This is a genomic window from Curtobacterium sp. PhB142 (assembly GCF_004341255.1).
Lineage (GTDB): Bacteria > Actinomycetota > Actinomycetes > Actinomycetales > Microbacteriaceae > Curtobacterium.
The window spans coordinates 67,473-80,468 of the sequence record NZ_SLUT01000003.1 but is presented as its reverse complement, the minus strand read 5'-3'; the positions used below and the strand labels follow the sequence as shown (position 1 = coordinate 80,468).

Annotated in this window: 9 protein-coding genes; 4 read left to right on the top strand and 5 right to left on the bottom strand. The window is 70.7% G+C overall.

The window, feature by feature from the left end; all coding sequences use genetic code 11:
• Positions 1-38: 38 nt before the first annotated feature.
• Genes EDF31_RS06605 through EDF31_RS06595 form a run of 3 tightly spaced genes read right to left on the bottom strand, consistent with a single transcriptional unit; the run spans position 39 to position 3,232 of the window.
• Positions 39-1,178: a glycosyltransferase family 2 protein gene (locus tag EDF31_RS06605; protein ID WP_207896146.1), complete on the bottom strand. Its 1,140-nt coding sequence runs from the start codon at positions 1,176-1,178 to the stop codon at positions 39-41.
• Complete coding sequence (locus EDF31_RS06600) at positions 1,097-2,326, bottom strand: ABC transporter ATP-binding protein (RefSeq protein ID WP_123292226.1); 1,230 nt, start codon at positions 2,324-2,326, stop codon at positions 1,097-1,099. The genes EDF31_RS06605 and EDF31_RS06600 overlap by 82 nt, the downstream gene beginning before the upstream one ends.
• A 3-nt stretch (positions 2,327-2,329) precedes the next feature.
• Positions 2,330-3,232, bottom strand: coding sequence for an ABC transporter permease (locus EDF31_RS06595; protein ID WP_123292227.1), 903 nt, complete (start codon positions 3,230-3,232; stop codon positions 2,330-2,332).
• 190 nt (positions 3,233-3,422) lie between these two features.
• Between EDF31_RS06595 and EDF31_RS06590 the strand changes: the two genes are divergently transcribed.
• Positions 3,423-4,016 carry a hypothetical protein gene (locus tag EDF31_RS06590; RefSeq protein WP_131845605.1) on the top strand — a complete coding sequence of 198 codons (594 nt, stop codon included), beginning with the start codon at positions 3,423-3,425 and terminating at the stop codon, positions 4,014-4,016.
• Positions 4,016-6,565, top strand: a complete 2,550-nt coding sequence (locus tag EDF31_RS06585) for a hypothetical protein (RefSeq protein ID WP_131845604.1) — start codon at positions 4,016-4,018, stop codon at positions 6,563-6,565. The genes EDF31_RS06590 and EDF31_RS06585 overlap by 1 nt, the downstream gene beginning before the upstream one ends.
• Positions 6,566-6,721: 156 nt before the next feature.
• Here EDF31_RS06585 and EDF31_RS06580 read toward each other — a convergent pair whose 3' ends face one another.
• Positions 6,722-8,038, bottom strand: coding sequence for a glycosyltransferase (locus tag EDF31_RS06580; protein WP_165901351.1), 1,317 nt, complete (start codon positions 8,036-8,038; stop codon positions 6,722-6,724).
• Between the two features lie 137 nt (positions 8,039-8,175).
• Between EDF31_RS06580 and EDF31_RS06575 the strand changes: the two genes are divergently transcribed.
• Complete coding sequence (locus tag EDF31_RS06575) at positions 8,176-10,665, top strand: glycosyltransferase (protein WP_123292231.1); 2,490 nt, start codon at positions 8,176-8,178, stop codon at positions 10,663-10,665.
• Complete coding sequence (locus EDF31_RS06570; RefSeq protein WP_131845602.1) at positions 10,662-11,408, top strand: polyprenol monophosphomannose synthase; 747 nt, start codon at positions 10,662-10,664, stop codon at positions 11,406-11,408. The genes EDF31_RS06575 and EDF31_RS06570 overlap by 4 nt, the downstream gene beginning before the upstream one ends.
• Before the next feature lie 195 nt (positions 11,409-11,603).
• Here the strand turns inward: EDF31_RS06570 and EDF31_RS06565 are convergent, their stop codons facing one another.
• Positions 11,604-12,890, bottom strand: coding sequence for an O-antigen ligase family protein (locus EDF31_RS06565; RefSeq protein WP_123938722.1), 1,287 nt, complete (start codon positions 12,888-12,890; stop codon positions 11,604-11,606).
• Positions 12,891-12,996 lie beyond the last annotated feature (106 nt).

Here is a 12,996-nt window from a genome sequence, read left to right as displayed (position 1 = left end):
TCCGTCGGCGGGGGAGTGACCAGGATAGCCCTCCGCGCTCATGCGCCCGGGTCCATGCTGCGGCGCGGGACGGACGCGCGCCGCGACTCGCGGAGCCGCCGCGCGAGGTGCGACGGGAGCGCCCCGACGACGTCCGCGAACGCTGCCAGGACGAGCCGGGCCTCCCGTCGGGTGGGAGCAGTGAGCAGTCCGCGCAGGCCGCGGAAGAGGGTCCGGGCGCTCGCCCGCAGGACGGTGCCCCACGGCGCGTGCCAGAGCGCGACGACCATCCGGTTGCGCGCGTTGCGGAAGAGGAACAGGTCGCTCTGCACCCCGGACGACGCCGAGTGGTCGTGCTCGACGACGGCGTCGGACGCGTGTTCCACGCGCCAGCCGCGTCGGCGGAGTCGCCACGCGAGCTCGGTGTCCTCGTAGTACATGAAGAGCGACTCGTCGAGCAGGCCGACGTCGTCGAGCGCGCTCCGCCGCAGGGCGGAGGCCCCACCGGAGAACCCGAAGACGTCGACGTCCGCGACCCGGTCGACGGGCGCGAACCAGTCGCGGTCCATGCCGTTGCCGTCGCGGTCGACGCGCACGCCGGTCGAGTTGAGGCGCACGTCGCCGTCGGGCGACGGCGTCCACAGACGGCCGTCGTGGCCCTGCAGCACGCGCTGGCCGGGTGCGGGCGTCGCGCCGACCGGGAGGCCCGTCCAGCGTCCGGCGAGCACGATGCGGCCCGTCACGGCCGCGACCTCGGGCCGCGCCTGCGCCAGGTGGTCGCGGAGCGCCGCGACGAAGCCCGGCGCGGGGACCGCGTCGTTGTTGAGCAGCACGACGACGTCGGCGTCCGCGTGCCGGATGCCGGTGTTCGCGCCGGCCGCGAACCCGCCGTTGTGCTCCCGCGCGACCACGTCGACGTCGGGCAGTTCGCGGCGGAGGACGGCGACGGAGTCGTCCGACGAGCCGTTGTCGACGACCACCACCTGGTCGGCCGCGCCCTCGGCGAGCACGGCGCGGACGGCCGCGGTCGTCAGGTCGGCGCGTTCCCAGTTGACGACGACGACCGCGGTGCGCGGGACGCCCGGGGTCCGGACGTCGGTGCCGTCGTCGGTCGGGCTCAGTCCAGCTCCTCGATCGAGGGCTGCGCGTAGACCGTGCCCACGGCGTTCTCGAACCCGGGCACCTCGAACGAGTCGCACTCCGGCATGTCGTGCAGGTGGCGGCCGGCGGAGTCCATCATCGACACGTTGATGAAGTACTTGCCGGTGCCGAACGCGGTGTCGGCGATCCGCAGGCGGAGCTTCCGGCGTCCGTGCAGCGGCTGCAGTTCGAGGCCCATGATGCCGGTGGTGGTGCCGTACACGACCTGGCCGCCGGCGTTGTTGATCTGCACCGCGGCCTCCCAGTCGGCGATGCCGTCCAGGTGCTCGAACTCCATGTCCACGACGAGGTCGTCGCCGGGCATGACCTCGGCGCGGGGCTCCTTGCCGTCGACGTGCACGCTCGCGCCGAGGACCTTGCCGCGGCCGACGGCGACGTCGGTGCTGAGCTCGCCCTGGCGGCGTTCCTCGAGGACCTCGCGGAACATGCTCACGGCCTGGACGGGATCGCCGTCGTGCAGCACCTTGCCCTTGTTGAGCAGGACCACCCGGTCGCACATCTCCTGCACCTGGCTGAGCGAGTGCGTGACGATGATGATCGTCTTGCCCGCCTCTTGGAAGGTGCGGATGCGGTCGAGGCACTTGCGCTGGAACGCCTCGTCGCCGACGGCCAGCACCTCGTCGACGAGCAGGACGTCGGGATCGGTGTGCACGGCGACGGCGAAGGCGAGTCGCACGTACATGCCGGATGAGTAGAACTTCACCTGGGTGTCGATGAAGTCGCCGATCCCCGAGAACGCCAGGATGTCGTCGAACTTCTCGTCGGTCTGCTTGCGGCTCAGCCCGAGCAGCGACGCGTTGAGGTAGACGTTCTCGCGCCCGGACAGGTCGGGGTGGAAGCCGGCGCCGAGCTCGAGCAGGGCAGCGAGGCGACCGCGGCGGGCCACCGTGCCGGAGGTCGGCTGGATGATGCCGCCGATCGCCTTGAGCAGGGTCGACTTGCCGGAGCCGTTCTGGCCGATGAGGCCGACCGTGGAGCCGGCCTGGATCGACACGGTGACGTCGTCGAGGGCCCAGAAGTCCTGTCGGTGCTTGCGGCCGGCGCGACCGAGCGTGACGATGCGCTCGCGCAGCGTGTTGTCCTTGCGGACCGTGAAGCGCTTGCGGACGTGGTCGATGACGATGACGTCCGGGCGCTCGGCGGTGCCCTCGGTGGGCGTCGGGGCGACGGGGGTGCTGATGGCCATGGTCTACAGCTCCTGCGCGAAGTTGCCCTGCAGACGGGAGAACACCCGCTGCGCGCCGAGGAGGCAGAGGACACCGATGACGAACGCGATGCCGAGGCGCAGCATCAGGTGGTCCGGGTACGTGACGTCGGCCGGGTCGTGCAGCCAGATCGCGTTCTGCATGCCGAGCACGGCCAGCGTCAGGGGGTTGTTCGTGTACGCGGTGATGAGCCAGTCGGTGTTCACGGTGGCGACCACCCGCGAGTACGAGTACACGATCGGCGAGGCCCAGAGCAGGACCATCAGGCCGACGTCGATGACGAACTGCACGTCGCGCAGGTACACGTTGAGCGCGGACAGCACCAGGCCGATGGCCGCGCCGTAGACGAGGATCACCGCGAGCGACGGGATCAGGTAGACGAGCCCCTCGTGGAACGGGAAGACGCCGATGACCACGGTCGCGGCGAGCAGGATCGCGAACTGGATGGTGAAGTTCACCAGGGCCGCGCCGACGCTGGCGAGCGGGAAGACCTCGCGCGGGACGTAGACCTTCTTGATCAGCCCGGAGTTGCCGACGATCGAGCCGGTCGAGCCGGCGACGATCTCGCTGAAGAGCGTGTAGGCGGTCAGGCCGGTGAAGACGTAGATCGCGAAGTTGTCGATGCCGTTGGCGGCGCCGAGGACCTTGCCGATGACGAAGTAGTAGATGAGCAGCTGGGTCAGCGGGCGCACCAGCGTCCACACGAACCCGAGCGCTGAGTCCTTGTACCGCGCCTTCAGGTCGCGTCGGATGAGCATCCCGAGCATCTCGCGCTGCCGGAAGACGTCGCGCAGCTCTCGCCAGGTTCCGCGGAAGGCGCTCGTCGGAGCGCCGATCACGACGAGGGGTTCCTTCGCGAGCGCCGCCATGCGGGCTTGATCGACCATACGTCTCTTCGTTCGTGGGGGCAGGACCGGAACAGCATACTCACCGGGCCCGCGCGGCAGGGATGGGCGACGGCCGTCGTGCACCCCGAGCGGGGGTGATTCCGGACCGATCCAACCCTCAACCTTCACTTTGGGGTTACCGTTGTCGCAACCCGGACCCTTGTCAACATCCACAGGACGGCCCGTCAGCATGCTCCTCGCACCCAGGCCGATCGCTGCGTTCGCGGTGGTCGGTGCCCTCAGTGTTCTCTTGGCCGGTTGTTCCGGTGGTGGCGACGACGCCACCCCGTCGCCGTCCGCGTCAGCGACCCGCACCGCGAGTCCGACCCCGACCGCCGACGACCCGGCGACCACGGAGCCCACCGGCACCGCGTCGTCGCCCGCGTCCGAGGCCACCGACGACCCCACCGCCTCGGACGACGACACCCCCGGTGCCTTCCCGGGGAGCGGCTCGACCAACGAGCCGGACACCGACCCGTCGGACTTCCCGGCGACCGCCGTCGTCACCTACAGCGGCTGGGACACGGCCTCGAAGTCGCTGCAGGCCGGCGGACTCGTCTCCGGCACCACCGACACCAGCGGGACCTGCACGTTCACCGCGAAGAAGGGGAGCGTCACGCGCACCGCCACGAGCGCGGCGCAGGCGAGCGCTTCCTCGGTCAACTGCGCGCAGGTCGCGTTCCCCGCGGCCCAGGTCCCCAGCGGCACCTGGTCCGTCACCCTGACCTACGCCGTCGGCTCCGCGTCGACGACGTCCGACCCGATGCCGGCGGAGGTGCCGTGATGCGTTCCATCCAGACCGAGTCGGACGGGCGCCGTCGCCGACCCTTCCGGACCTCCCTCGCGATCGTCGCGGCACTCGCCGTCGCCGTCAGCGGGCTGACCTTCGGCACGATCCTGTCCGAGCAGACCACGACCGAGTCCGCCTCGGCCGCCGTCGCCGGCGACTTCGACCCGGGCAACATCATCAGCGACGCCAACTTCTACAACGGCTCGGCGATGAACGCCGCCTCCGTGCAGTCGTTCCTGACGAGCGTCGCCCCGAACTGCCGGAAGTCGTCGAGCGGACCCGCCTGCCTGAAGGACTTCTCGCAGAAGATGAGCGCGATCGGCGCCGTCTCCGGCCGGTGCAGCGCCATCGCCGGCGGCACCAAGTCCGCCGCGACGATGATCGCCCAGGTCGGCGCCGCGTGCGGCATCAGCCAGAAGGTGCTCCTCGTGCTCCTGCAGAAGGAGCAGGGCATCGTCACGACGTCCTCGCCGACGTCCTACATGTACCTGCACGCCACCGGCTTCGCGTGCCCGGACACCGCCCCGTGCGACCCGGCGTACTTCGGCTTCGGTCAGCAGGTCTACGCCGCCGCGCTCCAGTTCAAGCGCTACCAGTCGTCGCCGACCTCGTGGGCGTACCAGGCGGGTCGGACCAACTCGATCCTCCTCAACCCGAACGCGGCCTGCGGTCGCAAGTCCGTCTACATCCAGAACCAGGCGACCGCGGGGCTGTACATCTACACCCCGTACACCCCGAACACCGCCGCGATGTCGAACCTCTACGGCACCGGTGACGGCTGCTCGGCGTACGGCAACCGCAACTTCTGGCGCATGTACACCGACTGGTTCGGCTCGGCGACCGGCGGTGGCAACCCGTACGGCAACGTCGACGCGGTCACGCCGAGCTCGACCTCGTCGATCACGGTCAGTGGCTGGGCCGTCGACCCGGACACCACGAGCGCGCTCCGCGTCGCGTTCTACGTCGACGGGGCCGGGGCGAAGACCGTCACCGCGAACGTGAACCGCCCCGACCTGTCCGCCACCCTCGGCGCGAACAACCTCAAGCACGGGTTCTCGACCGAGCTGACCGGGCTGAGCGTCGGCAAGCACTCGGTGTGCACCTACGCCATCAACCAGGGCAAGGGCAGCAACACGCTGCTCGGCTGCTACACCCGCACGGTCGTGAGCGCAGCCCCGAAGGGTGCACTCGACACCGTTACCGGCAGCGCCGGCACGATCACCGCGACCGGCTGGGCCCTCGACCCCGACTCGGCGAAGCCCGCCCCGTGGAAGATCCTGGTCGACGGCGTCAGCAAGGCGACCGGCACCACCGACCGCACCCGCACCGACGTCGCCAAGGTCTACAAGGGCGTCGGCAGCACCCTCGGGTTCTCGAAGACGATCGGCGGCATCACACCGGGCACCCGCACCGTGGCGCTCTACACGCAGGACAAGCCCGGCACCGGCTACGTCAAGGTCGCGTCGAAGTCCGTCACCGTCAGTGCCCCCACCACCGGCAAGACCGGCAAGACCGGAGCACTCCGCGGGACGTACGACTCCGTCACCGGCGGCGCCGGCACGGCCACGGTGCGCGCGTGGGCGATCGACCCGGACGTCTGGGACCCCGTCAAGTACAAGGTCCACGTCGACGGCGTCAGCACGAACAGCGGCACCGCGAACGCCACCCGCACCGACGTCGAGGCGAAGCACCCGTCCTGGGGCTCCGACGTCGGCCTGGCACTCCGCCTGACCGGGCTGAGCGCCGGCAACCACACCGTGCGGGTCTACTTCCAGGACCTGCCGAGCGGCACCTACAAGAGCTTCGGCACGAAGACCGTGAAGGTGACGTCGGCCACCGCCCCGTCGTCCGGCACCACCGGCAAGACCGGCAAGACCGGCGCGGTGACGGGCTCGTACGAGTCGGTCACCGGCGGCGTCTACAGCGCGACGGTCAAGGGCTGGGCGATCGACCCCGACGTGTGGGACCCGGTCAAGTACAGGATGCACCTGGACGGCGTCGCGATCGACCCGGGTGTGGTGAACGTCAAGCGCACCGACGTCGAGGCCGTCCACCCGGGCTGGGGCTCCGACGTCGGCCTGTCCGTGCAGCTCACCGGTCTGAGCGCGGGCACGCACACCGTCCGCGTGTACTTCCAGGACCTGCCGAGCGGCACGTACAAGAGCTTCGGCACGAAGTCCTTCACGGTCATCGACCCGCCGGCGACGGGCAAGACCGGCAACACCGGATCGGTGAAGGGGTCGTACGACTCCGTCACCGGCGGCAAGGGGACCATCACCGTCAAGGGGTGGGCGATCGACCCCGACGTGTGGGACCCGGTCAAGTACAAGATGCACCTGGACGGCGTCGCGATCACCCCCGGCACGGTGAACGCGACCCGCACCGACGTGCAGAAGAACTACCCGAACTGGGGTTCGGACGTCGGGCTGTCGCGGGTGCTCACCGGGCTGAAGCCCGGCACGCACACCGTGCGGGTCTACTACCAGGACCTGCCGAGCGGGACGTACAAGAGCTTCGGGACGAAGACGGTGACCGTGCAGTAGACGGTCGCCGAGACGGACGGGAGGCCCGTGGCGGATCCGCCACGGGCCTCCCGTCCGTTCTTCGGTCGCGCCCACGGCGGCGGATCGTGAGCAGCAATGGTCGGGTCCGGTGGACGGACCCGACCATTCCTGCTCACGAAGTGGGCGCGCTGACCGTCAGCGGCGCACGCGCCGGGCCATCAGGCCCACGCCGTGCAGCAGCCGGTACTCGGGGGAGCGGGTGAGGCCCGCGAACCGCGCCGCGATCTGGTCGCGCTCCGCCTCGGCCTGGCGACGGGCGGTGTCGTACGCGCCGACCTGCTGCTCCGACGCGACGAGCCGCCGGTTGATGTCCTGCACCCCGGACAGGTGGACGTCGCGGTCGTGCTCGGCCTGCCGCAGGACCTCGCGCTGCGCGGTCGCCCAGCGCAGGAACGCGTTCCGCTCGCCGGACCGACCCGACGCGATCGCCACGGCCGCGTCCAGGACCGGACCGACCTGCTCGGCGCGCGCCCGGAACGAGTGCCGCTCGACGACCACGGCACGCAGTCGGGCCGTCAGGGCGGTGCGCTCGGCGCGGGGCATCGCGAGCACCCGCTCGAGCGACGCGGCGTCGTCGAAGACCGGCACGTCGGACAGGCCGAGCTCGTCCAGGCCGAGCGCGCAGTCCGTCACCGGCAGCGCCCCGGACGCGAGTGCCTCGTACAGGCGCGAGTTCAGGGTGCCGTACTCGGCTGCCGGGGCGATCACGTCGTCGACGACGAAGCCGGCGGCGCGGTACACCTCGGGCAGTGCGAAGTAGGACACCGCGGGGCGGAGCTCGACGCCGGCCGTGGCCTCGACGTGGTCGACGTTCGCGGCGAACCACACGATCGGCTCGGCCGGCGCGACCTCGGCGAGCACGTCCTGCACGCGGCGACGCACGCCCCAGAAGTTGACGGTCGTGACGGCACGGTCAGTGCGTTCGGACGCCGTGGCGGGCGCGGTCGTACCGGCCTCGTGCGGGCGCTCGTCGGTGAACAGGTCCAGGTCGACACCGATCGGGACGACCTCGACCGGACCGTCGTACTGCGCGGCGACGGCGTCGCGGGCGATGCCGGACGACGTCCACACCGCGTCGAACTCGCCGAGGTAGGGCAGGGCCGCCCACTTCGCGGTCCAGTTCCGCACCCACGCGACCAGGGCGGTGCCGGCGGGGACGTACCCGGGGACGAACGACTCGATCATGCTGACCACGACGGCGGTGTCGGCGGGGACCGCTTCTCCCCAGCGCTCGAGCGGCCACATTGCGACGCCCCAGCCCTCGGCACGGAGCGCCCGCGCGAGCCCGAGTGCGACGAACAGGTCGCCCTTGCCCTCGGTCGGGTCGGCGGTCGACACGGCGAACCGGACGGTGCCGCGCGGCCCCTCGGCGTGCGCACCGGCCGCGATGGCCGCGTACTCCGGTGCGAGGGGCGAGGACAGGGGAGTGTTCGGGATCACTGCGGCAGTCACGCGGCCCATTCTGCACGAATCGGCGACGGCCACAGGGGAGTGGCGGGGCGCGCCTTGTATGGTGTCATCGGCTCGCGGCACCCCGTGGGCCGAGCCACCGATCCGCGCCGTGCGCGGCAGCTGCTGGAGGAACTCGCGTGACAGAGCGCAAGCCGGGAGTCGTGTCCGTCATCCTCGTGAACTACAAGGGCACGGACGACACCCTGACGAGCATCGCGGAACTCCGCAAGCAGGACTGGCCGCAGGACAAGCTCGAGGTGATCGTCGTCGAGAACGGCTCCGGTCCGGAGCACCTCGGCCGGCTGCAGGCCTCCGACCTCGACTTCACCCTGGTCGACGCGGCCGCCAACCTCGGCTTCACCGGCGGGTGCAACCTCGGCGTCGAGAAGTCCTCCGGCGAGGTCGTCGCGTTCCTCAACAACGACGCCCGTCCCGACACCGGCTGGGTGCGCGAGGCGATGGCCACGTTCGCGTCCGGCGCCGACATCGGTGCCGTGGCGTCGAAGGTCCTCGACTGGGAGGGCGTCAACATCGACTTCACCGAGGCCGCGATGACCTGGTACGGCATGGGCTACAAGCCCTTCGCCGGGTCGCCGGACACCGGCCGCTGGGAGAGCGAGACCGACGTCCTGTTCGGCACCGGCGCCGCGATGTTCATCCGCGCCGAGCTCTTCGAGCAGCTCGACGGCTTCGACGACCGCTACTTCATGTTCTACGAGGACGTCGACCTCGGCTGGCGGCTCAACCTGCTCGGCTGGCGCTTCCGGTACCAGCCGAAGTCGGTCGCGTTCCACAAGCACCACGCGTCGATGAACAAGTTCGGCGACTTCCGCGAGACCTACCTGCTCGAGCGGAACGCCCTCTTCACGCTGTACAAGAACCTCGGTGACGAGCAGCTCGCCGCCGCCCTGCCCGGCTCGCTGGCGCTCGCCGTCCGCCGTGCCGTGGGCCGCGGGGAGCTCGACTCCACGGAGCTCGACCTGCGGAACCCCGGCGACGACAGCGTCCCCACCATCCCGGTGCCGAAGACGAGCATGGCCGGCATCTACGGCGTCGACCAGTTCGTCGAGCAGCTGCCGTCGATGACCGAGTCGCGCCGCGCGATCCAGGCCACGCGTGTCCGCAGCGACCGCGAGCTGCTGCGCCTGTTCGGCAACCGCGACGAGCCCGCGTACCCGATCGAGAACTACCTGGCCGGCTACGACAAGATCGTGCACTCCCTCGGTGTGCTCGAGGTCGGCACCCGTCGTCGCATCCTCATCATCACGGGCGACTCGATCGGCGCGAAGATGGCCGGTCCCGCGATCCGCGCCACCCAGATGGCCAAGCAGCTCGCGTCCGAGCACGACGTGCGCGTGGTCAGCCTGACCCGCTCGTCGCAGATCGACCCGTCGTACGACGTCGTCACCGTGCCGCACCGCCACCCCCGCCAGATGGTCGAGCACGAGGGCTGGGCCGACGTCATCATCGTGCAGGGCCACGCGCTCCGGCTGTTCCCGGTGCTCGAGTCGACGAGCAAGATCCTGGTCGTCGACGTGTACGACCCGCTGCACCTCGAACAACTCGAGCAGGGCCGCAGCGACGACGTCGACCAGTGGAACCGTCAGATCCTCGACGCCTCGGACACGCTCAACCACCAGCTCGAGCTCGGCGACTACTTCATCTGCGCCTCGGAGCGCCAGCGCATGTTCTGGCTCGGCCAGCTCGCCGGTTCCGGCCGGGTGAACGCCCGCACGTACTCGCGCGACGCCGACCTCCGCTCGCTCATCGGCGTCGTGCCGTTCGGGCTGTCCTCGACCCCGCCGGTGCACGACCAGCCGCGGGTCAAGGGCGTGGTGCCGGGCATCGGCAAGAACGACAAGCTCGTCGTCTGGGGCGGTGGCATCTACGACTGGTTCGACCCGATCACCCTGGTCCGCTCGATCGCCCAGCTCGCCGCCCGCCGGCCGTCGGTGAAGCTCTTCTTCATGGGCGTGCAGCACCCGAACCCCGACGTGCCCGAGATGGACATCGTCGCGAAGGTCCGCGCCGAGGCCGACGCCCTCGGTCTGACCGGGAAGCACGTGTTCTTCAACGATTCGTGGATCCCGTACGAGGAACGCGGTGCCTACCTGCTCGAGGCCGACGCCGGCGTCTCGACGCACTACGAGCACCTCGAGACCACGTTCTCGTTCCGCACTCGCATCCTCGACTACCTCTGGGCGCGCCTGCCGATCGTCACGACGGCCGGCGACTCTTTCGGTGACCTGGTCGCGGAGCAGCAGCTCGGCGTCGCGGTGCACGAGCAGGACGTCGACGGCCTGGCCACGGCACTCGAGACCGCGCTCTTCGACAAGAAGGCCCGGGCCCAGTTCATCGCCAACGTCGACCGCGTGCGCGAGCAGTTCACGTGGGAGAACGTCCTGGCGCCGCTCGTCGAGTTCTGCCGGAACCCGATCCGCGCGGCGGACAAGTCGGTGCGCGACACCAGCACGAAGCTCGCGCCCCACACGATGCGCGTGCGCGTGCCGGACCGCAAGAAGCTCTCGGGCGTCCGCTACGACGTCGGGCGCGCGGTGCACTACTTCCGCACCGAGGGCCCGCGCAGCGTCGCGGGGAAGATCAAGCGACGCCTCGGCAACCGGTGAACCCAGCCGAGACGACGGCCCTCGTCATCGTCCCGACGTACGACGAGGCCGAGAACATCCGAGCCATCGCCGACGCGATCCTGACGGCGTCGCCCGGTGCCCACCTGCTCGTCGTCGACGACGGCAGCCCGGACGGCACCGGCGAAATCGTGCGGTCCATCGCGGCCGACGACGACCGGGTGCACCTGCTGCAGCGGTCGGGCAAGCTCGGGCTGGGCACGGCCTACGTCGCCGGGTTCCGGTGGGGCCTGGAGCGCGGGTACCCGCTGCTGGTCGAGATGGACGCCGACGGCTCGCACCCGGCCGACCGGCTGCCGGCCCTCATCGACGCGGTCAACTCGTCGGACGACGTGCTGCTCGCGATCGGGTCGCGGTGGGTGCCCGGTGGGTCGGTCGTCGACTGGCCGCTCCGTCGCCAGGCCCTGAGCCGCGGCGCGAACACGTACGCGCGGTTGGTGCTCGGGATCCACGTGCGGGACATCACCGCCGGGTACCGCGTCTACCGTTCCGACGCGATCGCGCGGATGGACCTCGGCTCGATCGACTCGAAGGGGTACTGCTTCCAGGTCGACATGACGCTGCGCGTGGACGCCCTGGGCGGCCGCATCGTCGAGGTGCCGATCCGGTTCCGCGACCGCGTGCACGGGGTCTCGAAGATGAGCCGGTCCATCGTCGTCGAGGCAATGCTCCGCGTCACGCAGTGGGGCCTGCAGCGCCGCCTGGGTCGTCCGACGCGCCCGTAGCGCGCGCGCTGCCCCCGCACGCCCGCGCGCCCGAGGTTCCGAGGTCTCGGAACCTCGGCGGCCTGCGCACGAGCAGGCATGGCGGCGGCGGTGGCTGGCGCTTCGTGAGCAGAAATGGTCGGGTCGCCGCGGCGGACTCGACCATTCCTGCTCACGAAGTGCGTCACACGCCGTGCCTGCGCGCCCCCGCGGCACCTACGCCCGCGGCAGGTGCCGGCGCCACGAGCGCCGCCGCGCCGCGATCACGAGCACCGTCACGAAGAACATCAGACCCGCACCGTGCAGCAGGTAGCTCTCCGCCGTGCTCGTCACCGCGAGCAGCACCAGCACCGCGGCCGGCCACACGTAGGCCACCCCGGGGAACGTCGTCGCCGTGACCCATGCTCGTGCGAAGGCCAGCAGCGCGGCGATCCCCAGGATGATCGTGCCGGCCACCCCGAGCTGCAGCCACGCGTCGACGAACGCGTTGAGGCCGGACGTGAACCGCGCGCCGGACGGGTCGATGAGCGTGACGTACGGCACGACGGGCTCGGTCGGCCACGTCCCGACCCACCCCCAGCCCTGGATCGGGTAGCGCTCGGTCAGGACGCGGATCTGCGACCACAGGTCGATGCGCGTCGCCGTGCCCCCGGCCGCACCGATCTCCGCGAGCAGCCGGTGCCGCGCGAACACGGCCACCACCAGGGTGAGCAGGACCGCGCCGCCGAGGACGCCGTTGACCACCGGTCTGGTGGCGGGCCGTGCGTGCCGGAGCGACCAGAGGGCCAGCGCGGTGACGGCGAGGGCGATCATCGCGAGGCCGGTGATGGGGGACTGCACGAGCATCAGCGCGATGACGGCGAGGGCGGTGGAGCCGATGGCCCGCCACATGGTGACCGAGCGGGTGAGGAACTCGACGACGAAGGTGACCAGGGCCATCGCGGCGATGAACCCCATGAAGTTGCGGGTGCCGCCGATGCCCTGGATCGGGCCGCCGTAGGCGATGTCGCCGCGGATCCCGAAGGCCGGCAGCGGGACGTCGAGCACCAGTCCGGACAGGACCTCGAGGCCGAGGGCGACGACGAGCAGGATCCGGAACGCGTCACCCGACGCCCGGATCACCTGCACCAGGTCCCGCCCGAGCGCCAGGTAGAGCCCGAGCCCGATGAAGCACACCGTCTGCACCAGGCCGCGCAGGGCGACCCACGAGTACTCGCTCCAGAGCACGCTCAACGCGCAGTACCCGACGAACGCCAGCAGCGACAGGGGCAGCACGCCGTGCCACTCGATCCGGTACCGCTGCCCGAGCAGGCTCAGCCCGGCGAGCACGAACAGCGTCACGAGCACGGCCCACGTGCCCGACCTGCCGACGAGGGCCTGGACGGTCGGCTGCCCGAACCCGAACAGCACGATGACCGTCGCGAGCGCCTGGCTGAACCGTCCACCGGCCGAGAAGCCGATCCAGGCGGAGAGGTACCGGCGCCCGAGCACGTGTCTGCTCACCCGGCCGTCCGTCACGCGTCCATCTTGGCGTACGACCTTGTGACGAGTCGCCCGCATCGCGGAACGGCTGTATCGACGATCCGCGGTGTGGCGTCATCGACGATGC

Excerpts from the sequence above, each read along its gene's own strand:
- EDF31_RS06600 (WP_123292226.1), bottom strand. The coding sequence starts at position 2,326 with ATGGCCATCAGCACCCCCGTCGCCCCGACGCCCACCGAGGGCACCGCC.
- EDF31_RS06595 (WP_123292227.1), bottom strand. The coding sequence starts at position 3,232 with ATGGTCGATCAAGCCCGCATGGCGGCGCTCGCGAAGGAACCCCTCGTC.
- EDF31_RS06590 (WP_131845605.1), top strand. The coding sequence starts at position 3,423 with ATGCTCCTCGCACCCAGGCCGATCGCTGCGTTCGCGGTGGTCGGTGCC.
- EDF31_RS06585 (WP_131845604.1), top strand. The coding sequence starts at position 4,016 with ATGCGTTCCATCCAGACCGAGTCGGACGGGCGCCGTCGCCGACCCTTC.